Below are 19,596 nucleotides of genomic sequence, written 5' to 3' on the forward strand. Positions count from 1 at the left end.
AAATACCTGCCTGTCTGGGAAAGGCTCAGGAACGCTGATTTTCTACCGGTCTGGCATAGGTCTCTTTGGCAATCTCGCGCCATTTTGGATCCATCGCCGCCATGCGCTGTTCAAACTGCGCACGTTGTTCTGCCGTAATGTCTGCAGACGCCGCATCTGCCGCCAGCAGGTTAGATGCAAACAGACGGTATTGGCTGTGAACAGCCCGATCGATGGCCAAAGCCAGCTCTTCCGGCGTTTCAAAGCCCTCTGTCAGCGGTTTGCCGACACTGACATGCACCCGGCCTTTATAACCGATAATGCCGGAGACAATGCTTTCGATATCCTCAAACTCACTCTTCTGATAAGAACCATGAGTTGAGGTTTCATACAGTTCGCGGGCTTTCGCTTCATCACCGGGATCGTATTCATAAGAAATCGCCACCGGTACAATATTCAGCTGCTGCATATATTCCACAAAGCCCAGTTTCTTCTGTTTGCCCGCCATGTAGAACATTTTCAGAATTGCCGGATCGGTCCGGTCATCGCCATCTTTCGCCCGGCCTTCTTTCTGTGCGATCCAGATCGAGTGACCTTCCTGCAGCGAGTCCGCAATATAGGAAGAAAGCTCACTGAACGTCTTCGCCATTTCACGCGGCCCTTTCGCCGAACGTTTCACGATGAAACTTTTGTTCAGACGCATCAGCTCGGTGGCACACGGTTTACGCAACAGATTGTCACCGATGGCGATGCGCACGGTATCCAGGCCACACTGGTAAAGTCCCCAGTTCACAAAGGCCGGATCCATCGCGATATCACGGTGGTTAGAGATAAACAGGTATCCCTTACCAGACTGCAGATTTTCCAGACCCGAATAAGTCACGCCATCCGTGGTCTTGGCAATCATCTGCTCCATAAAATGGGCAACCTGTTGCTGTACATCATCGACGGTGCGGACATTTGCCACACGCTTATGCAGTGCACGCCGGATCAGGGGTTTTAATAACCAGCCGAAATAGTTAACCGCATGCGGAAAACGAAAACGCGCCACAGCGCTGATCAGCTCTTCATCACTGATCAGACGCTCTATCGCAGCCGGAACTTCACTATCATTGTACGGACGGATCTCTTTATAACGATCCTGGTCATCAAGCACTGTTGTCATGCCAATATCTTTCTACGCTGCTACTAAAAACGGCGCAATTCTACACGGATTTAGCATAAACACTATTGATCGTCGGGAAATAAGCCCGATCCTGAATCAGGACAAGGCCCATTTAGCCGCATAAGTAGCATGCAATGTACACAGGATCAAAGAGGATCAGCTTATTCAAACCAAATCAGAATCACACACAATGCCGTCAATACGCCCATGACGCGGTTCCAGAACATCCAGGCCTGCGGGGTTGTTAGCCATTGCCCGACTTTGACACCAAACAGTGCCCACAATGAGCTGGTTTTCAGACAGACCAGAAAGAAGACCACCAGCACCCACAGTACAGACGACCAGTAGCGTTCGCCCAGCAAAGTAAAACTGCCAATCGCCGAGATACACATCAGCCAGGCTTTCGGATTCATAAACTGAAATAACACCGCCTGATGAAAACGCCACGGCCGCATACCTTGCGCCGGAGAAGATGCGGTGTTGTCCGGCATCCCGGCAGTGGCAATCTTCCAGGCCAGATAAAGCAGATAAGCCGAGCCACCGAGTTTCATCGCCAGATGCAATACCGGCCATTGCTGGAACATCGAGCCGACACCCAGCGCCATGATCGCCAGCATGCAGACCAGTCCGCCGCAGATACCGAAAATATGGGCTACCGAGCGGGAAAAACCGAAGCGGGCACCGGAACTGGTCAGCATGACGTTATTCGGCCCCGGCGTAACACAGGTGATCCACGCAAAACCGGTCAGCGATAAAAAAAGCCCCATTTCCATTGTCATTATCCCCAACAAAATTGTATCGATACAATTAATGAAATTTGCCCGAAATTGACTACATAAGTGTCTTAATTCACGTTATATTGACGACAATCAGCGGATCAACAGGTTTATTGTCACCATGACAATCTGGACACCACAACTTTCCGGACAAGGTCCCCTCTATCGTCAGCTCGCTCAGGCTATTGGTCAGGCAATTGAACAGGGCGAGTTACGTCCCGGACAACGCTTACCCACCCACCGTGCGTTAGCCGATCAGCTCGGAGTGACCGTAGGAACCATTACCCGTGCTTACAGTGAAGCGGAACATCATGGCTGGGTCAGCGCACGTGTCGGCGCCGGTACTTATGTCCGCGAAGAGGCCGACGAGCCGGCGCTGAACTGGCATATCCGTCAGCCGGATCCGGAGCGGATCGAGCTATGGCAAAACCTGCCGATCCTGCAGGATCGACAAAGCGCCTTCCGGGAGGCTGTTGAACAACTGCTGGCAACCCCGGGCCGTATCAACGAGCTGATGGAATACAGCTCCGTGAACGGTGAGTTATCGCAGCGAGAGATTGTCTGTCAGTGGCTGCAAAAATATGGCTTTCAAACCGCGCAGCCTGAGCGGCTTTTTTTCAGTTTTGGCTCTCAAAATGGATTGTTACTGGCATTAATGGCCTGTGGTGCGATCGGTGAAACCGTGCTGTGCGAAGGGCTTACCTATCCCGGACTCAGTACCATCTCGCACTCTTTGCGCATTCAGCTGAAAGGGCTGGCCATGGATGAGGAAGGCATTCTGCCTCAGGCACTGGAAAAAGCCTGCCAGAGCGGTAATTACCGGACGCTGTATCTGATCCCGACTGTCCATAATCCGACCACCGCAACCATGAGCCTGACCCGGCGTCAGGAGATCCTCGCGTTGTGTGAACGCTTTCAGCTGACGGTGATTGAAGATGATGTGCATGGCATTTTGCCGGAGAAACGCCTGCCCGCACTGGTAGATCTGGCCCCGGAGCGTGTGATCCATCTGGGTAGCTTTGCCAAAAACACCAGTGCCGGGCTGCGACTTGGCTATATGCTGGTGCCGGCCAGTCTGCATGCAGCCATGGGAATCGCGGTACGTGGTTCAAGCTGGATGATCACACCACTGATGATTGAGCTCACTTGCCAGTGGTTACACTCCGGACAAGCCGATCGCATGTTACTGCATCAGCGTAAAACCCTGCGGGAACGCGGTGAATTGCTGCGCCACCATCTGGGACAATTTCATGTACAGTATCAGGAAGGCGGTATGCACGCCTGGCTTCCCCTGCCTGCTCACTGGCGTTGTCAGGCATTTGTGCAAGCAGCCCACCAGCATGGCATCGGCGTCGCCGGCGCCGAGTTCTTTGCGGCAGCACATTATCCCTCTCCGCAGGCGGTTCGTTTATCGATCAGCCATCCAGCCGACAATATTTCGCTGGATAAAGCATTACGGCAACTGCGAGAATTACTGGATAGTGAACCCACGCCGCAGTGGGTGATATGAGGTCAAAACATGATTATCCCCTGGCAACAACTGTCACCGGAAACATTGAATAACCTGATTGAGTCTTTCGTTTTACGTGAAGGCACCGATTATGGCGAACACACATTTACGCTGGCAGAAAAAGTCGCGCAGATTCATCAGCAGTTAGAACGTGGGGATGTGGTGATTTTATATAGCGAACTACATGAATCGGTAACAATCGCGCCAAAGGAGACTATCCAGACATCTGGCGATGTTACATAAATTTTAAATATGTCGTTGCGGTTGTAACAAGCGGCTTATTTGCATAAGCATCTCTTGTCATTACTTTTTCCGCACCTTATGCTAGGTCTTTATCACGGGCTTAACGCTCGGGTTTCGTTCATGACCCGCCAGATGCAGGCTCGTCTTTGAATTTGAGTCAGTTCCGCCACAGATCCTGTTGTGATGTTTCAATGAACTCAAATCGACAAGAAATAAAAAGAATTGCATCACTTTCAACCGTGTTGCATACAGGCGCTCAAGAGGACAGATAATGGTAATCGGCAAACCGCAAAGCGATCCAACACAGGAATGGTTCCTATCTCACTGCCATATTCATAAATACCCGGCAAAAAGCACCCTTATCCATGCCGGTGAAAAAGCAGAGACCTTGTATTACATCATCAAAGGTTCTGTGGCAGTGTTGATCAAGGATGAAGAAGGCAAGGAAATGATTCTGTCTTACCTGAATCAGGGAGACTTTATCGGCGAGCTGGGTCTGTTCGATGAAAGCGAAAACCCGACTCGTTCAGCGTGGATCCGCGCCAAAACCTCTTGTGAAGTAGCTGAAATCTCCTACAAGAAATTCCGTCAGCTGATCCAGGTTAACCCTGAGATCCTGATGCGTCTTTCTGCGCAGATGGCTCGCCGTCTGCAGACCACCAGCCAGAAAGTGGGCAATCTGGCCTTCCTGGACGTAACCGGTCGTATCGCGCAGACACTGCTGAATCTGGCAAAACAACCAGATGCGATGACCCATCCGGACGGTATGCAGATCAAGATCACCCGTCAGGAAATCGGTCAGATCGTGGGTTGCTCCCGTGAAACTGTTGGCCGAATTCTGAAGATGCTGGAAGATCAGGAACTGATCACTGCGCATGGTAAAACCATCGTGGTATTCGGTACCCGCTGATCAAAATGCACTGACAAAAAAGGCTGCGATATTGCAGCCTTTTTTATTTGTCTGACCCCGCCTTCATACGAAGCGGGGTCATCGAAGCGTACTTTCCGGTTTAGCCGTTTATCACCTGAGCGACAGCCAGTTTGAAACGACTCATCCCTTCCGCAAATTCTTCTGCAGTCAGGTTCAGCGCCGGTGTGAAACGTACCACATTCGGACCCGCCACCAGGAACAGCACACCCTGTTCAATACCCGCATCCACGAAAGCTTTCGCCTTACCAGCAAATTGCTCGTTCAGCACCGCACCAATCAACAGACCCTGACCACGAACTTCGCTGAAGCAGTTAAACTCTGCATTGATCTTCTCCAGTGCAGCACGGAACCAGAGTTCGCGCTCTTTTACGCCCGCCAGCAGTGCCGGATCACTGATCAGATCAAACGCGGTTTCAGCCACGGCACACGCCAGCGGATTACCACCAAAGGTCGTACCGTGTACGCCAGGCTGGAATACCTGAGCAATACCTTCACGCGTCAGCATTGCCGCGATCGGGAAACCGCCGCCCAGCGCTTTCGCTGTGGTCAGGATATCCGGCTCAACACCTGAGTGCATATAGGCAAACAGACTGCCAGTACGTCCCATCCCGGTTTGTACTTCGTCAAAAATCAGCAGCGCATTGTGCTGGTCACACAGTTCACGGACAGCTTTGACAAACTCTTTATCGGCCGGCAACACTCCGCCTTCGCCCTGCAATGGTTCCATCACCACCGCACAGGTCGTGTCAGAAATCAGCGCTTTCAGTGCCGCGATATCGTTATAAGGAATGTGCTGGATCGAACCCGGACGCGGACCGAAACCATCAGAATAATGCGACTGACCACCGACACTCACCGTGAAGAAAGTACGGCCATGGAAGCCCTGCAGAAACGCGATGATCTGATCTTTCTGCTCACCGAATTTTTCTTTGGCATAACGACGAGCCAGTTTGAACGCCGCTTCGTTCGCTTCAGCACCAGAGTTACAGAAGAAAGCACGATCAGCAAAAGTGGCATCCACCATCTTCCGCGCCAGACGCAGCGTCGGCTCATTGGTCATCCAGTTACTGACATGCCACAGTTTGTTGCCCTGTTCGGTCAGTGTTTTCACTAATGCAGGATGACAATGACCCAGCGCATTTACCGCGATTCCACCAGCCAGGTCGATATATTCGCGATCTGCCTGATCCCACAGACGGGATCCCTGACCACGAACCGGAATGAAAGCGGCAGGAGAATAAGTTGGGACAATAACTTCATCAAACCAACCACGCGTAACCTGCGTCTGTTCTGACATACGAACTCCTTAACACTGCAAAACCAGGGAAAAGTGAAAATTTAATCAATTAGAATGCATAATATATCACCATGAATGGTGACACCCAACAATAAATACTACTGCCGTAGAAAATTCGCCAATAATTCGAGTCCCTGCTCGCTCAGAATGCTTTCAGGATGAAACTGTACACCTTCTACCGGCAAAGTCCGGTGGCGCAGTCCCATGATTTCCCGAGCTTCCCCTGCTTCCGGCAATGTCCAGGCAGACACTTCGAATACTTCCGGCAAGGTTGCTTCCTCCACCAGCAGGGAATGATAACGGGTGACCGTCAGCGGATTATTCAATCCGGTAAAAACACCACGTCCATCATGGCCAATGAGGCTGGTTTTACCATGCATCACTTGCCGCGCGCGGATCACGTGGCCACCAAACGCCTGTGCAATCGCCTGATGACCAAGGCAAACGCCCAGGATCGGGAGCTCACCGGCAAACCGACGGATCGCATCCAGCGAAATCCCCGCTTCATTCGGTGTACAGGGGCCAGGAGAAATCACCAGATGAGAGGGCTTAAGCTGGCTGATTTCTGCCAACGAGATGGCATCATTGCGCCGCACTTCAATCTTCGCCCCCAGTTGCCCGAAATACTGCACTAGGTTGTAGGTGAACGAATCGTAGTTATCAATCAGCAGGATCATGAGTGCTCCGCAGAAGAAATAATCAGCCGCAACATTTTTTGTATTTTTTACCGCTCCCGCACGGACACTGATCATTCGGTTTGACCTTGGCTGCGCGGGTATAAGGCAAAAACTCACCCGTGGTATAAACCCATTCGCCGTCATAACGCACGAACTGAGAACGTTCCAGATGTGGATGTAATCCGGTTTGGTCCCGGTACCAGGCACAGAACGTTACTTCGCCCTGCTCACCATCAATTCTGGTATCACGGACTTCCAGTTTTTCCCATTTCGCCAGACGGCTTTCTTCTGTTAATTCTGCTTCCGATATCGCAGGCCGGTTCTCCGGATGCCAGGTAGCCAGAATATATTTCCAGGCATCGCCACGATAAAACGCGGTAAACCGGGAACGCATCAGTTGTTCCGGCGTATCGGCACGTTTCTCTCCGGCCAATAATGGCTGACAACATTCGTCGTAGCTCTTTTTACTACCGCAAGGACACAATTCAGTGCTGGATGACATGACGTTTCCTGAAATACCGATAAAAACATTATGTTAACACAGCACTGTTTTTCCCTCAGATTCATGCTGCAAGATTTTTCCTGCCAACCGGTCTAAATCAGGAAAAATAAACTACGCTTGGAACATAAGATACATGTCAGGAGCATTACCATGCCGTCTTATCTGACATTACAGGTTCGGGGCAGAACATTTGTAGCCGGTGACCTGCATGGCTGCTTATCCCCGTTGCAGTCCATATTGAAACAGGTACATTTTTCTGCCGAACAGGGAGACGTTTGCGTTTTGCTGGGCGACCTGACTGATCGCGGACCAGATAGCCCGGGGTGTCTGAAGTTACTCGATCAACCCGGATTTTACGCGATTCAGGGCAATCACGAACAGATGTGCTGTGCGGCCTGGCGACAAGAATCACTGGCAGAATATTGCTGGATCAGAAATGGCGGCAACTGGTTTTATGAACTGCCACCGGACGAACAGCAAAGAGTGAAAGAATACTGGCAACCCAGGCTGGAACAATTACCACTGGCCATTGACCTGATCACAGCCGACAACGTGCATCTAGGTATCTGTCATGCAGATCCGGTCTTCAACGACTGGCAAGAATTATTAACCGCATTAGACGAATACAAACTAAAAAAACGAGAGGATCTGATAGAGAAACTGGTCTGGTCAAGGGAACGGATTTCGCTGGCGAATAAAACCGAATTGCTTTCCGATGCTTACCACATCAAAGGCATAGACTGGTGCGTCATGGGACACACGCCTATCCGCCCGACCCCATTCAGAAAAGGCAACTGTATCTGGCTCGACAGCGGTGCGGTCTTTCCCGGAGGATATCTCAGCGTATTAGAAATCGGCAAAGAACTGCATTGTTATCAGGCCGGCTCGTAACCGCCGGCCTATCGCCAATCAGTTAGCCTGAGCTAACGCTGCCGGTTCCTGACGTCCCTGCAGCAACAACCAGCCACCAACGGCAACACCAACACAGCACAAACTGATGACATAGTAACAAGGTGCCATCGGCTCATTCTTCAGCCATAACGCCACCAGCATCGGTGTTAATCCGCCAAAAATCGCATAGGCCAAATTATAGGAAAACGAAAGACCGGAGAAACGGATGGCTGGTGGAAATGCATTCACCATGACATAAGGTACTGCGCCCACGATACCGACAAAGAAACCGACTAACGGATACAGCACAGGCAACAATGATGGATCTGCCACCACGCCATGATAAAAAACATAGGCCGACACGGCGAGCCCCAGACTGCCACCAATAAAAATCAGACCACTACTAAAACGATCACTCAGCCAGCCGAAGAAAATACAGCCAATTGTCAGCGTTACAATGGCCAGCGAATTAGCCTGTAATGCCTCAGTAGGTGCAATTGCCAACTGTTTCTGCAGATACGTCGGTGTCATCAGAATGACAACCACAATCGCTGCAGACAATAACCAGGTCAGTAGCATAGAGATCACGACTTCCGCTTTACTGTTGCCCAGCACCTGCTTCAGTGGCAATCCATCTACCAGCTCTTTTCTGGCTTTCATTTCTGTGAAAATCGGTGTTTCCTCCAGCCAACGGCGCAACATCATGGCACACAAACCAAAAACGCCACCTAACAGGAACGGAATACGCCAGCCCCATGCCAGTATCTCGGCTTGAGTCAGTATGGTATTCAATGCTGTGGCCACCAGCGAGCCCAGCAGAATACCGGCGGTCAAACCTGCCGTCAGTGTACCGCAGGCATAACCAACACGCCGGGTTGGTACATGTTCCGAAACAAAGACCCACGCCCCCGGAACTTCCCCTCCAATCGCGGCCCCTTGTAAAATACGCAGAATAAGCAAACCAACCGGGGCAATCACACCCACCACGTCATACGTGGGTAACAAGCCCATCAACAGCGTAGGAAGAGCCATCAGCAATATACTGAGATTGAACATCTTCTTCCGGCCAAACAGATCGCCGAAATGCGCCATGATGATGCCGCCCAGCGGACGGGCCAGATAACCGGCAGCAAAAATCCCGTAAGTCTGAAACTGGCGCAACCATTCCGGGATATCGGCCGGAAAGAAATGCTGACTGACAACCGCAGCCAGAAAAACAAAGATAATAAAATCGTAGAACTCCAGCGCTCCACCTAAAGCTGCCAGCGACAGCGTTTTATAGTCGTTACTATTCAGCGGACGATGTTCCGCGCTGGCCGATATTGATGACAGATCTTGTGACATGGCTCCCTCACAGCATAAATGTGCAAAATCCTTCTAACGGAAGCTACAAATTCGCAATAAAACATGAAAACAAACATTTTTAATGCTCTGCAACCTTCACCTTGATTAAACACCTATGACAGAGTGATGACAATCACATTTATCCGCTAAATCAGGTATTCAGCCAGCACCGCTGGTCGTTTTTCTGTCATACCAGTCAATTCTGCATGGTTCAGCTTTGCTTTCCCCGGTTGCATCCTTATACTGCTAGTAAGGTCAATACGTTGGACTCATCATCATGGAATACAATACCTCCCAGCTTTGTGACATTTACCAGGACCAAGTCGATGTGGTCGAACCGATGTTCAGCACTTTCGGCGGGCGCTCCTCATTCGGTGGTCAGGTAACCACGATTAAATGTTTTGAGGCAAATGGCATTATCCGCCAGGTTGTCAAAGAAAATGGCGTAGGCCGGGTGCTGTTAATTGATGGTGGTGGATCCTTACGCCGCGCACTGATTGATGCAGATATTGCAGCTACCGCCGCCGATAACGGTTGGGAAGGGATCATCTGCTACGGTTCGGTCCGCGAAGTGGATGCGCTGGCCGAGCTGGAAATTGGTATTCAGGCGCTTGCTTCAATTCCTGTCGGTGCGGATGATGAAGATACCGGTGACAGCGAACTACCGGTGAATTTTGGTGGAGTCACTTTCCTGCCGGAAGATCATATCTACGCGGATACCACAGGGATTATTCTGTCACCAGAACCGCTGGATATTGAATAGCAGAGACAAATAAAAACGCCGGATTGTTCCGGCGTTTTTATTTTCAGTTATCGCTGTTCATCTGATCCATTTTGCCCAGCAGAGAACGCAAACGTTCCTGCCATGCCTGATGCTCGTTACGTAAATTCTGATTTTCTTCTTTTAATTGCTGGTTTTGGGCACGAAGCTCATCCAATTCCATTTTCAATAAAGTAATGCCATCCACCGCAGATTGGATTTTCGCTTCCAGCTGTTCTAAAACTTCAAAAGACATAACACACCTATATACTATTCTGCCTGTAGCAGATGAATTTATTTAGGCGGCTAGAATAGTCTGCTAATGCCAGCGATACAACCTCTGACGCCCAAAGCCTGAACAGGCGGTTACAAATAACACCAGATATACAACGCATACAATCCTGTTAGCCAGAGCCACTCTTTCACCGCATACCCGATATTCCAGATCAGCATATTCCAGGCTTTGACCCGATAACAGGCAATCAAAGCCAGATTGGCACCGGATAACGGTGTGGCGCCGGTTGCCAGTCCCCAGGAAAATAAAAAGGTCATACCGAGCAAAGAGGGATCAGGGTGCAAATGCCACAGCAATGGCGCCAGACTGGAGGTCATAATGATCGGATGCACACCGAGATATGCAATTAACAGAATAACCAGTGTCACGACGGACGCTTCCAGCACTCCATAATGCCGGATATAGACAAACAACCCTTCCGGTGACCAGATTTGCGTTAAGCCATGGATCCCCGCAGCCAACAAGCCAGCGCCCAGAAATAACACCACCTGACTTCCCATTGACGGGAAACGTTCTGTCACTTGCCGTTTTAATGCCGATGTCATATCCCGTTTCGGCATGAGGGCGATTGATATCAGCGGTGCCATCAGCGCAATAACGCCCGTGATTGTCACCGTCGGCCATATCCATTTACCCGCCAGTACTGCTAACGATAACAACACCGGCAGACGCAGTGTCTGTAAGCGTAAAGGATAGCCCTCAAATGAATGAATGCCGCCCCGCCAGACATCCCAGGTCGTGATCAGCATGGCCCCAAAAGCTGCCAGCAGGCCGAATGGCAAAATCCGGGAAAATTGCATTCCCGGCGCATACGTCAGCGCAACAGCCATCGCGATAAAGAAGGGAGACCAGTAAGCGGCGCCGCAGTATATGCGGTTCAGGATAATAATTTGCCGGCGTTCCAGCGTGCCGTTCTTCGCCAGTTTATCGCCAACAACAAACAGTACCGACATATTAATGACCGCACCAAGAAAACTCACACCCAGCAACGAACTGAACAACCCTTTCCAGCCTGTCCAGTTTGACTCTTCTTTTTCACCCAAGGCCGCAGTGACCAGGTTCAGAGTGCTTACCCCGGTAAACAGAGCAACCATATCAATATTAGGCAGAAACAGCTCTTTCGCGCTAAAAGCCACCCCATTGAACCAGCCAAAAATCAGCAGTAAGAACGCAGCACTATAAAGAATGGCACACTGCCGACGGGCAGCTTTATCCAGACGAGGCCCCAGTAAAATTGCCGAGCACCAGGCCAGCGTGGCGGCAGGCCAGGGAGAAAACCCGAAAAAAAGATAGCCCAGGTAGCATCCCCACATTCCCAGCAATAACACACCCGCTACCGGCTTCATGACACCTCCATTGAAGAAAACGGGGCATACGCCCCGTTCAGATATCCTGTTCCATACTCAGCGATGGCTTCAAGGTTGATGGACGTCCGACCTCTTTTGCCGGAACCCCTGCCACGGTAGTATGTGGTGGGACTGGCGCCAGAACGACACTGCCTGCGCCAATTTTTGCGCCCTCACCGACTTCGATATTTCCCAGCACTTTCGCACCAGCACCAATCATCACGCCTTCACGAATTTTCGGATGACGGTCGCCATGCTCTTTACCTGTTCCGCCCAGAGTTACATTCTGCAGGATAGACACATCGTTACCAATCACTGCGGTTTCACCGACCACAATACCGGTCGCGTGATCAAGCATGATCCCGAAACCAATCTGTGCTGCCGGATGAATATCCACGCCATAAACAACAGAAATCTGATGCTGCAGAAATAGCGCCAGTGATTGCCGCCCCTGTAACCACAGCCAGTGCGCAATACGATAGGCCTGCAGAGCCTGAAATCCTTTCAGATATAAAAGCGGTGTCGAAAGAAAATTGACTGCCGGATCCCGCTCCGTCACAGCACAAATATCACAGGCCACCGCATCCAGTATCTCAGCATCGGCACGCAACGCCTGTTCAATGACTTCACGCAAAACAATCGGCGGCATCGTCACGCTGCCTAATTTGTTTGCCAGTTGGAAACTGAGAGCGGCTCCCAAACTATCATGATTAATAATCGTGGAATGGAAAAAGCTGGCCAGCATCGGCTCCTCAGCTGCCATCTGAACAGCCTCATCCCTGATTGTCTGCCAGGCCTTGTCTTTCTTAACGCATTTTTTGCAGGCCATATTACTCCCTAAGCGCCGTATTTCATGACTGATGATGCACGTTTTCTTTGGTCAGTACTGAAATAGGGTCCATGTGAATAAGAATATCGGAAACCGGAAATTGTTCTTTTAAACGCATCTCGGCTATATCTGCCAATGCGTGAGCTTTAACCAGCGGTAAATCATCATCCAGCTCCAAATGTAACTGAATAAAACGCATTGGCCCGGAAAGACGGGTTTTTAGATCATGAATTCCCCGAACACCTTCTACAGAACAACAAATCAGGCTGATTTGCTGGCATTCCTCTTCGGGCAACTGACGATCCAGCAACGTCTGAATTGCTTCATAACCTATTTGTAATGCACTCCACAGGATATACCCCCCCAGCAAAATAGCAAAGATTGCATCTGCGTTAGGAAATCCCCGGGAAGATAATACCAATGCCAGCAATACCGCCGCATTGAGCAATAAATCTGAGCGGTAATGCAGCGAGTCAGCTTTTACGGCCTGACTTCCGGTCAGACGAATAACATAACCTTGAAACGTAACCAGAATCAAAGTCAGTATGATTGATGCAATACTGATCCATATCCCCACAGAAACATGCTGGAGGGGCTTCGGATCAATCAAGGCATCAACACCGTGCATTAGCAACACCAGGGCAGAACCGGTAATAAAGGCAGCCTGGGCCAGACTCGCTAGTGACTCCGCCTTACCATGACCAAACTGGTGATTGTCATCCGCCGGAATTAATGCGTAGCGCACAGCCAGCAAACTGATCAATGAGGCACTGATATCCATCATCGAATCGGTCAGGGATGCAAGTAAACTGGATGAGCCTGTCATTAGCCAGGCGATCAGTTTACCGATAATCAATATGCCTGCAGTGGTGGAAGAGGCAATCCCCGCAAAAGTAACCCAACGATAATAATGTCCCTGTTCTGTTGCCATCCGGTAACAATCCAAATAAAGAGAAGAAACTGAAGTATAGCTGACAAGAAAAACACCAAAAAGCAAAAAGGGCTAGCCTGAGCTAACCCTTTGATATCTCTGGTCGGCGTAAGAGGATTCGAACCTCCGACCCCTTCGTCCCGAACGAAGTGCGCTACCAGACTGCGCTATACGCCGAACTCCAATAACCAATGAATCTAATAAACAGATCCAGTCATTGCAAGCTCTTTTTCCATCATAAAATACTCATGATGTTTATATGGTTATTATTCAACCGCTCTCATTCCTTCAATTGCATCGCAGCCTTAATTTCAGCTTTGCGGCGCTTCTCTGCAGAAGCCATCATCCACCAGCCAATAAATGTCGCAATAGAAACAACCAGAATGATCAGTGTTGCCAGCGCATTAATCTTGGGGCTTACCCCCAGACGTACACTGGAGAAAACCACCATCGGCAATGTTGTGGCATTTGGACCGGAAACGAAGCTGGTAATCACCAGATCATCAACAGACAACGTAAAGCCCAATAACCATCCTGCAGCGATAGCGGGGGCGATAGATGGCAACGTGATCAGGAAAAACACCTTGAAGGGTGTTGCCCCCAGATCCTGTGCTGCTTCTTCGATCGAGAGATCCAGTTCCTGCAAACGGGAGCGGACAATCACGGTGACATAAGCCGCAGTAAACGTCACATGCGCAATCCAGATTGTCATGGCGCCACGTTGTGCCGGCCAGCCAAACATACTGGACATAGCCACAAACAAGAGCAGCAACGCCAAACCGGTTATTACCTCAGGCATGACCATGGGTGCTGTGATTAAAAAAGCGAAACTGGTCTGTCCACGAAAATTACCGACCCGGGTCAGCACGAATGCGGCCAGCGTTCCGATAACCACCGCCATACTGGCACTTAATACCCCAATGGTCAGACTCAGTATCACCCCATTCATCATCAGGTCGTCAGCAAACAGTTCGCCATACCACTTCACCGAAAAACCTGACCAGACTGTGACCAGACGGGATTCGTTAAATGAATACACAATCAGCAGCAGGATCGGTACATACAAAAAACCAAAACCAGCCAGTAAGATAAAAGTACGGAATTTCGATTTTATCTGTGGAATAGGAGTCATGAACCACTCTCCTGCATTTCACGACGCTGATAGCGATAGAACCAGATAATAGGGACCATCAGAATAGTCAGCATGACAACAGCTACGGCTGAAGCTACCGGCCAGTCACGGTTGTTAAAGAACTCCTGCCATAAAACCCGGCCGATCAATAATGAATCCGGTCCCCCTAACAATTCAGGGATAACAAATTCACCGACTGCAGGAATAAAAACCAGCATAGAACCCGCCATGATGCCATTTTTGGTCAACGGTAACGTAATAGACAAAAATGCCCGGAACGGCCGAGCGCCCAGATCGGATGCCGCCTCAATCAGGGAATAATCCAGCCGCATCAAGGCAGTATAAATAGGCAGAATCATGAATGGTAAATAGGCATATACAATACCGACATACACCGCACCATTCGTGTGCAGCATATTAAGTGGTTCATCAATGATGCCTAACCACATCAGCAAGTTATTGATAAGACCATTATTTTTTAGAATACCAATCCAGGCATAAACTCTGATTAGAAATGATGTCCAGCTAGGCAATACCACTAACATCAATAATACGTTACGAACTGCCGGCGTGGAATGCACAATTGCCCAGGCAATTGGATATCCCACCAGTAAACATAACACTGTTGATGTGACTGCGACCTGTATCGATTGCAAATAAGAATCCAGATACATTACATCATCCAGCAGATAGATATAATTTCCCAGATTCAGAATAAAATTCAGTTTCTCCTCTGTATAAGTCACCAGCTCAGTATAAGGAGGAATAGCAACCTGAACCTCTGCAAAACTGATTTTCAGAATGATGACGAATGGAATGAGGAAAAACAGCAACATCCATATATAAGGTACCGCGATCACCAGATGGCGGCCTTTGGGCAACCAGCTTGTATACTGACGTAATGTTTCCTGAATCATATTGTCAGCACCACGCAAGAATCCGGATCCCAGCACAGATACACCTGATCATCCCAAGTTGGTAACCCGGTGCGGAAACGGTTCACATTCGGTAATGTAGCTATTACCAACTTACCGCTTTCTAAACGCACGTGATAAATCGAAATATCACCCATATAGGCAATGTTTTCGACAACACCACGATCATAATTAGTGTGGTCTGATGGAATATCATCCCGGAAATGAATTTTTTCCGGACGCAGAGCCACCATCAGAGGAACCCCCTCTGCCATGGATGCACCGTGGTTAACCTGAATTGGGTGTGTCAGTGCATCGGATTGAATAATCATATAATCAGGACCATCTTCAACCAGGATCCCTTCAAAGATATTCACTGAACCAATAAACTCGGCACTCAAACGACAGTTCGGGTGCTCATAAATTTCTTCCGGGCTACCGATCTGAACAAATTCACCGCGATCCATGATGGCAATACGACCCGCCATGGTCATCGCTTCTTCCTGATCATGGGTTACCATGACACACGTTACACCAACCCGCTCGATGATATCGACAACTTCCAGCTGCATTTTTTCACGCAGTTTTTTGTCCAGAGCCCCCATTGGCTCATCCAGCAGCAATAATTTAGGTCGCTTAGCCAAAGATCGGGCTAAAGCCACACGTTGCCGTTGGCCACCTGAAAGCTGGTGTGGTTTTCTCTTGGCATATTGTTGCATATCAACCAGCTCCAGCATTTCATGCACCCGCTGATTGATTTCATCCTTAGGCAAACCATCCTGTTTAAGCCCAAAAGCAATGTTCTGCTCTACCGTCATATGCGGAAACAAGGCATATGACTGGAACATCATATTAATCGGCCGTTTATACGGCGGCATATCAGCCAGATCTTGGCCATCCAGAATGATTTGCCCCTTCGTCGGGGTTTCAAAACCAGCCAGCAGACGCAATAATGTCGACTTACCACAGCCAGATGCGCCTAGCAGTGCAAAAATCTCACCTTTATTAATGGTAAGGCTAACGTTATCTACCGCAGGAATACCATCGAATTGCTTGGTAAGGTTGCGGATCTCCAATAGTGGTCGAGCAGAATGCTCGGTTGGTACTAAGGCAGGTTTATCGACCACAGCCATGTTTTTCTCCCAGAAACAATCAAGGGGCGTCACGGACGCCCCTATTTCTACATCAATAACAGTTAATTACCAGTTTTAACCTTGGTCCATTCACGAGTGATCTCGCGATTGATTTTGGCTGGTAAAACTTTCAAAGCAAACATTTTGGCTTTCAGTTCTTCTGGTGGGTAGATATTCGGATTATTCCGTAATGCTTCATCAACCATTGGCAAGGATGCAGCATTACCACTTGCGTAAGAAACATAGTTCGAAACTTTAGCAATGACTTCCGGACGCATCAGATAATTGATGAATGCATGTGCGTTTTCCGGATGTTTTGCATCAGCCGGAATAGCCAGCATGTCATAGAAGACCAGTGCGCCTTCCTTCGGAATCACATAATCCACAGTCACACCATTTTTAGCTTCTTCAGCACGGGCTGCAGCCTGCATTACGTCTCCAGACCAGCCAATTGCCACGCAGATATCACCATTAGCAAGGTCATTAATATATTGAGACGAATGGAAATAGGTAATGTGTGGACGTAAGGATGTCAGCAACTTACCGGCTTCTTTATAATCGGCCGAACTCGTACTGTTAGGATCTTTCCCAATATAATGCAGTACTGTAGCCATGATTTCTGTTGGCGCATTCAGGAAAGAAACACCGCATTTTTTCAGTTTTGACAGATTTTCAGGCTTCAGAACAGCATCCCAGCTATCCAGCTTGAAATCAGGACCCATTACTGCAGCAACTTTTTTAGGATTAAAACCAATACCGGTTGTACCACCCAGATAAGGAACAGAGTGCGCGTTGTCCGGATCTTTATCCGCCAACAACTTCATAATGCCTGCATCCATATTTTTCAGATTAGATAACTTGTTTTTATCCAACTTCTGAAAAACACCAGCCTGGATCTGACGAGCCAGAAAATCCGAACTTGGTACAACAATATCAAAGCCGGTATTGCCAGCCAATAACTTGGCTTCCAGAACTTCGTTACTGTCAAACACGTCATAAACTACTTTGATACCGGTTTCTTTTTCAAAATTAGCCACCGTATCTTCAGCAATATAATCACTCCAGTTATACACATGCAGAACTTTTTCTTCCTGAGCCACTGCACTACTCATAGTCACAGCAACCGCAAGAGAAGCAGCCACTAGTCCTTTAATGTATGACATCACGCATCTCCTGAATCTCAAGTAATGAACAGTACACGGAAGTGATGTATGCACATCCCCTTCCACATTTTTAGCTGAGTTGTATCGTGTGTGATATTCTCAGAACATGCCAATGAAGACATTTCTTCAAGGTAAACTCGTTTTTATTATATTTCCAATAAATGCGATTGTATGCAAAAGATCTACGATTTTATTTAAGATTCAAACAAAAGATCGTCACTAATGAATAGCATAGCGTTTCACGATTATGGTTCATTTTAAGCTGTGATCATCTATTCAATATTGAAAAGGCTGCAGTTATAAAATTAAGAGGTTGCCAATGCGTCTGTTCTCTTTCTGTTTTTTTTCTCTGATCTCCTTACATACTTATGCTCAGGATGCTGAACGCATTGGCGAAGTCAGTACTGAGTTCAAGTTGGTTGGTCCCAACCACAAAATTATTATTGAAGCTTTTGAAGACCCCAAAATAACGGGAGTTACTTGCTACCTATCTCGTCCCAAAACAGGGGGCATTTCTGGTGGCTTAGGGTTGGCGGAAGATCGTGCTTATGCTTCCATTTCCTGCACAAAAGTAGGACCGGTAAAGATCAATCAGGAATTTTCTCCGGGTGAAATTGTCTTTGATGTAAAGACATCACTGATCTTTAAAGAACAACGCGTGGTTCGCTTTCTGGATAAAATACATAACACCCTGATTTATCTGACATACAGTACACGTGTTGTAGATGGTTCTTACAAAAGTGCCATATCAGTTGTACCCATTGATCCATCCGTCTCATCTCCAGATATTAAATAAATAAGAACAGAAAAATCACAATCAATCCGGCTTAAAGAGACGCTCAATTATTGGACACAATCAGAGAGTAAAGAGAGGGGCTACGTTAAATGTCCTATAGATAAGCACTAAAAGTGATATGCTCTTGTCATTTTCTTCAAACATCATGACATCTTATGAAATATTTTATTTGTGTAAGCCTGATTCTTGCAGGCTGTAGCAACACCATGACTGAACAGCAATGTTCCGAAACAAATTGGCATACCCGAGGGATTTCAGACGCTTGGGCAGGAAAATATCTCAATACTGCCAATGAATATATGGAACAATGTGCCGAATATGGTGTTCAGCCAGATCTCAGGCAATGGAGAAAAGGATATTTATCCGCACTTCATCAACAATGCCCAGCCAGTAAAGCATTTGAATTAGCTGCTAACCAGCAAAACTATGCAGGACCTTGTCTTGCCGATACAGAGTTTAAGAAAACACTGAGCATCAGCGCAGAAGAAGCCAAGCAAAAAATGGAATTACACCGTATAGAGACACGGTTACAAGAAATTCAAATAGCAAAAGGTTCTGCAGACAAAGGCCAGCAACAGGATTTAAGCTGGGAAGAATATCAGTTGCAACAAGAACTATTAGATATCAAAGGTACATTGCAAATAACAGAACCCGAACCTCTGAACAAATTTCTATTTGAGAAATAGAACATCGAAAAGCAGGAATTCCCTGCTTTAATTTTTATAAAAAAGAAAAACAAAAAGCCCTGAGCAGTTGCTCAGGGCTTTATTCTTTTCAATGGTGCTGATACCCAGAGTCGAACTGGGGACCTCACCCTTACCAAGGGTGCGCTCTACCAACTGAGCCATATCAGCACTTTATCTCGGCTGACTTTCGTCTAATTAGGTGCCTGGCAGTGTCCTACTCTCACATGGCGAATGCCACACTACCATCGGCGCTACAGCGTTTCACTTCTGTGTTCGGAATGGATACAGGTGGTTCC

21 protein-coding genes, 2 tRNA genes and 1 rRNA gene are annotated in these 19,596 nt (G+C 48.4%); 7 read left to right on the forward strand and 17 right to left on the reverse strand.

What is annotated here, in order from left to right:
* Nucleotides 1-25 precede the first annotated feature (25 nt).
* Both HNR75_RS06100 and HNR75_RS06105 read right to left on the reverse strand, forming a co-directional pair.
* On the reverse strand, nucleotides 26-1,144 hold the full coding sequence (locus tag HNR75_RS06100; protein WP_188026102.1) for a 1-acyl-sn-glycerol-3-phosphate acyltransferase: 1,119 nt from the start codon (nucleotides 1,142-1,144) through the stop codon (nucleotides 26-28).
* Nucleotides 1,145-1,305: 161 nt separating this feature from the next.
* The gene (locus HNR75_RS06105; protein ID WP_188026103.1) at nucleotides 1,306-1,917 is read right to left on the reverse strand and encodes a LysE family translocator; all 612 of its coding nucleotides are present in this window, start codon (nucleotides 1,915-1,917) and stop codon (nucleotides 1,306-1,308) included.
* A gap of 124 nt (nucleotides 1,918-2,041) precedes the next feature.
* Here HNR75_RS06105 and HNR75_RS06110 point away from each other — a divergent pair, with 124 nt between their 5' ends.
* From HNR75_RS06110 to crp, 3 genes are all read left to right on the forward strand, one after another.
* Entirely contained in the window at nucleotides 2,042-3,430 is a 1,389-nt protein-coding gene (locus tag HNR75_RS06110; protein WP_188026104.1) for an aminotransferase-like domain-containing protein, read from the forward strand.
* Nucleotides 3,431-3,439: 9 nt separating this feature from the next.
* Nucleotides 3,440-3,673, forward strand: a complete 234-nt coding sequence (locus HNR75_RS06115) for a YheU family protein (RefSeq protein WP_188026105.1) — start codon at nucleotides 3,440-3,442, stop codon at nucleotides 3,671-3,673.
* Between the two features lie 271 nt (nucleotides 3,674-3,944).
* Nucleotides 3,945-4,583: a cAMP-activated global transcriptional regulator CRP gene (gene crp / locus HNR75_RS06120; protein WP_188026106.1), complete on the forward strand. Its 639-nt coding sequence runs from the start codon at nucleotides 3,945-3,947 to the stop codon at nucleotides 4,581-4,583.
* A gap of 100 nt (nucleotides 4,584-4,683) precedes the next feature.
* Here crp and HNR75_RS06125 read toward each other — a convergent pair whose 3' ends face one another.
* The 3 genes from HNR75_RS06125 to HNR75_RS06135 form a co-directional block, all read right to left on the reverse strand.
* The gene (locus tag HNR75_RS06125; RefSeq protein ID WP_188026107.1) at nucleotides 4,684-5,901 is read right to left on the reverse strand and encodes an aspartate aminotransferase family protein; all 1,218 of its coding nucleotides are present in this window, start codon (nucleotides 5,899-5,901) and stop codon (nucleotides 4,684-4,686) included.
* Nucleotides 5,902-5,999: 98 nt separating this feature from the next.
* On the reverse strand, nucleotides 6,000-6,578 hold the full coding sequence (locus HNR75_RS06130; protein ID WP_188026108.1) for an anthranilate synthase component II: 579 nt from the start codon (nucleotides 6,576-6,578) through the stop codon (nucleotides 6,000-6,002).
* Nucleotides 6,579-6,600: 22 nt separating this feature from the next.
* Entirely contained in the window at nucleotides 6,601-7,080 is a 480-nt protein-coding gene (locus HNR75_RS06135; RefSeq protein ID WP_188026109.1) for a YchJ family protein, read from the reverse strand.
* Nucleotides 7,081-7,230: 150 nt separating this feature from the next.
* On the opposite strand from HNR75_RS06135, the gene HNR75_RS06140 reads away from it, so the two are divergent.
* The gene (locus HNR75_RS06140; RefSeq protein WP_188026110.1) at nucleotides 7,231-7,971 is read left to right on the forward strand and encodes a metallophosphoesterase; all 741 of its coding nucleotides are present in this window, start codon (nucleotides 7,231-7,233) and stop codon (nucleotides 7,969-7,971) included.
* 18 nt (nucleotides 7,972-7,989) lie between these two features.
* Here the strand turns inward: HNR75_RS06140 and HNR75_RS06145 are convergent, their stop codons facing one another.
* Entirely contained in the window at nucleotides 7,990-9,315 is a 1,326-nt protein-coding gene (locus tag HNR75_RS06145) for an MFS transporter (RefSeq protein WP_425506761.1), read from the reverse strand.
* Between the two features lie 277 nt (nucleotides 9,316-9,592).
* Here HNR75_RS06145 and rraA point away from each other — a divergent pair, with 277 nt between their 5' ends.
* Nucleotides 9,593-10,078: a ribonuclease E activity regulator RraA gene (gene rraA, locus HNR75_RS06150; protein WP_188026111.1), complete on the forward strand. Its 486-nt coding sequence runs from the start codon at nucleotides 9,593-9,595 to the stop codon at nucleotides 10,076-10,078.
* Between the two features lie 43 nt (nucleotides 10,079-10,121).
* Here rraA and HNR75_RS06155 read toward each other — a convergent pair whose 3' ends face one another.
* The 9 genes from HNR75_RS06155 to HNR75_RS06195 all read right to left on the reverse strand — a co-directional run bounded on the left by HNR75_RS06155 (nucleotide 10,122) and on the right by HNR75_RS06195 (nucleotide 17,818).
* Nucleotides 10,122-10,331 (reverse strand): cell division protein ZapB, encoded by a 210-nt coding sequence (locus tag HNR75_RS06155; protein ID WP_188026112.1) that lies wholly within the window; start codon nucleotides 10,329-10,331, stop codon nucleotides 10,122-10,124.
* A gap of 110 nt (nucleotides 10,332-10,441) precedes the next feature.
* Nucleotides 10,442-11,716 carry a hypothetical protein gene (locus tag HNR75_RS06160; RefSeq protein ID WP_188026113.1) on the reverse strand — a complete coding sequence of 425 codons (1,275 nt, stop codon included), beginning with the start codon at nucleotides 11,714-11,716 and terminating at the stop codon, nucleotides 10,442-10,444.
* 37 nt (nucleotides 11,717-11,753) lie between these two features.
* Nucleotides 11,754-12,545 carry a serine O-acetyltransferase gene (cysE, locus tag HNR75_RS06165; RefSeq protein WP_188026114.1) on the reverse strand — a complete coding sequence of 264 codons (792 nt, stop codon included), beginning with the start codon at nucleotides 12,543-12,545 and terminating at the stop codon, nucleotides 11,754-11,756.
* 22 nt (nucleotides 12,546-12,567) lie between these two features.
* Nucleotides 12,568-13,476: a cation efflux pump FieF gene (gene fieF, locus HNR75_RS06170; RefSeq protein ID WP_188026115.1), complete on the reverse strand. Its 909-nt coding sequence runs from the start codon at nucleotides 13,474-13,476 to the stop codon at nucleotides 12,568-12,570.
* Nucleotides 13,477-13,576: 100 nt separating this feature from the next.
* Nucleotides 13,577-13,653 (reverse strand) — tRNA-Pro (locus HNR75_RS06175).
* A 103-nt stretch (nucleotides 13,654-13,756) separates the two neighbouring features.
* A complete protein-coding gene (locus tag HNR75_RS06180; protein ID WP_188026116.1) occupies nucleotides 13,757-14,608 on the reverse strand; it encodes an ABC transporter permease subunit in 852 nt (283 codons plus the stop codon).
* A complete protein-coding gene (gene potH, locus HNR75_RS06185; protein ID WP_188026117.1) occupies nucleotides 14,605-15,525 on the reverse strand; it encodes a putrescine ABC transporter permease PotH in 921 nt (306 codons plus the stop codon). Before potH ends, HNR75_RS06180 begins: the two co-directional genes overlap by 4 nt.
* On the reverse strand, nucleotides 15,522-16,655 hold the full coding sequence (gene potG, locus HNR75_RS06190) for a putrescine ABC transporter ATP-binding subunit PotG (protein WP_188026118.1): 1,134 nt from the start codon (nucleotides 16,653-16,655) through the stop codon (nucleotides 15,522-15,524). The genes potH and potG overlap by 4 nt, the downstream gene beginning before the upstream one ends.
* 62 nt (nucleotides 16,656-16,717) lie before the next feature.
* Entirely contained in the window at nucleotides 16,718-17,818 is a 1,101-nt protein-coding gene (locus HNR75_RS06195) for an extracellular solute-binding protein (protein WP_188026119.1), read from the reverse strand.
* Between the two features lie 319 nt (nucleotides 17,819-18,137).
* On the opposite strand from HNR75_RS06195, the gene HNR75_RS06200 reads away from it, so the two are divergent.
* A complete protein-coding gene (locus tag HNR75_RS06200) occupies nucleotides 18,138-18,614 on the forward strand; it encodes a CreA family protein (protein ID WP_188026120.1) in 477 nt (158 codons plus the stop codon).
* A gap of 155 nt (nucleotides 18,615-18,769) precedes the next feature.
* Nucleotides 18,770-19,300 carry a DUF2799 domain-containing protein gene (locus tag HNR75_RS06205; protein WP_188026121.1) on the forward strand — a complete coding sequence of 177 codons (531 nt, stop codon included), beginning with the start codon at nucleotides 18,770-18,772 and terminating at the stop codon, nucleotides 19,298-19,300.
* Nucleotides 19,301-19,392: 92 nt separating this feature from the next.
* On the opposite strand, the gene HNR75_RS06210 is transcribed toward HNR75_RS06205, so the two are convergent.
* Together HNR75_RS06210 and rrf are read right to left on the reverse strand one after the other, a co-directional pair.
* Nucleotides 19,393-19,468, reverse strand: a tRNA-Thr gene (locus tag HNR75_RS06210).
* Between the two features lie 33 nt (nucleotides 19,469-19,501).
* Nucleotides 19,502-19,596: ribosomal RNA gene (gene rrf, locus HNR75_RS06215) — 5S ribosomal RNA — on the reverse strand; the annotation flags it as partial.

This window comes from Tolumonas osonensis (genome assembly GCF_014202415.1).
In the GTDB taxonomy this organism is placed as follows: Bacteria; Pseudomonadota; Gammaproteobacteria; order Enterobacterales; family Aeromonadaceae; genus Tolumonas; species Tolumonas osonensis.

What these genes read in the sequence shown, in the direction of transcription:
- fieF (WP_188026115.1), bottom strand. Translation starts at nt 13,476, where the DNA reads ATGGCAACAGAACAGGGACATTATTATCGTTGGGTTACTTTTGCGGGG.
- HNR75_RS06130 (WP_188026108.1), bottom strand. Translation starts at nt 6,578, where the DNA reads ATGATCCTGCTGATTGATAACTACGATTCGTTCACCTACAACCTAGTG.
- potH (WP_188026117.1), bottom strand. Translation starts at nt 15,525, where the DNA reads ATGATTCAGGAAACATTACGTCAGTATACAAGCTGGTTGCCCAAAGGC.
- HNR75_RS06180 (WP_188026116.1), bottom strand. Translation starts at nt 14,608, where the DNA reads ATGACTCCTATTCCACAGATAAAATCGAAATTCCGTACTTTTATCTTA.
- crp (WP_188026106.1), top strand. Translation starts at nt 3,945, where the DNA reads ATGGTAATCGGCAAACCGCAAAGCGATCCAACACAGGAATGGTTCCTA.
- HNR75_RS06115 (WP_188026105.1), top strand. Translation starts at nt 3,440, where the DNA reads ATGATTATCCCCTGGCAACAACTGTCACCGGAAACATTGAATAACCTG.
- rraA (WP_188026111.1), top strand. Translation starts at nt 9,593, where the DNA reads ATGGAATACAATACCTCCCAGCTTTGTGACATTTACCAGGACCAAGTC.
- HNR75_RS06195 (WP_188026119.1), bottom strand. Translation starts at nt 17,818, where the DNA reads ATGTCATACATTAAAGGACTAGTGGCTGCTTCTCTTGCGGTTGCTGTG.
- HNR75_RS06140 (WP_188026110.1), top strand. Translation starts at nt 7,231, where the DNA reads ATGCCGTCTTATCTGACATTACAGGTTCGGGGCAGAACATTTGTAGCC.
- HNR75_RS06145 (WP_425506761.1), bottom strand. Translation starts at nt 9,315, where the DNA reads ATGTCACAAGATCTGTCATCAATATCGGCCAGCGCGGAACATCGTCCG.
- HNR75_RS06135 (WP_188026109.1), bottom strand. Translation starts at nt 7,080, where the DNA reads ATGTCATCCAGCACTGAATTGTGTCCTTGCGGTAGTAAAAAGAGCTAC.
- HNR75_RS06100 (WP_188026102.1), bottom strand. Translation starts at nt 1,144, where the DNA reads ATGACAACAGTGCTTGATGACCAGGATCGTTATAAAGAGATCCGTCCG.
- HNR75_RS06200 (WP_188026120.1), top strand. Translation starts at nt 18,138, where the DNA reads ATGCGTCTGTTCTCTTTCTGTTTTTTTTCTCTGATCTCCTTACATACT.
- HNR75_RS06125 (WP_188026107.1), bottom strand. Translation starts at nt 5,901, where the DNA reads ATGTCAGAACAGACGCAGGTTACGCGTGGTTGGTTTGATGAAGTTATT.
- HNR75_RS06160 (WP_188026113.1), bottom strand. Translation starts at nt 11,716, where the DNA reads ATGAAGCCGGTAGCGGGTGTGTTATTGCTGGGAATGTGGGGATGCTAC.
- HNR75_RS06155 (WP_188026112.1), bottom strand. Translation starts at nt 10,331, where the DNA reads ATGTCTTTTGAAGTTTTAGAACAGCTGGAAGCGAAAATCCAATCTGCG.
- HNR75_RS06110 (WP_188026104.1), top strand. Translation starts at nt 2,042, where the DNA reads ATGACAATCTGGACACCACAACTTTCCGGACAAGGTCCCCTCTATCGT.
- potG (WP_188026118.1), bottom strand. Translation starts at nt 16,655, where the DNA reads ATGGCTGTGGTCGATAAACCTGCCTTAGTACCAACCGAGCATTCTGCT.
- HNR75_RS06205 (WP_188026121.1), top strand. Translation starts at nt 18,770, where the DNA reads ATGAAATATTTTATTTGTGTAAGCCTGATTCTTGCAGGCTGTAGCAAC.
- cysE (WP_188026114.1), bottom strand. Translation starts at nt 12,545, where the DNA reads ATGGCCTGCAAAAAATGCGTTAAGAAAGACAAGGCCTGGCAGACAATC.
- HNR75_RS06105 (WP_188026103.1), bottom strand. Translation starts at nt 1,917, where the DNA reads ATGGAAATGGGGCTTTTTTTATCGCTGACCGGTTTTGCGTGGATCACC.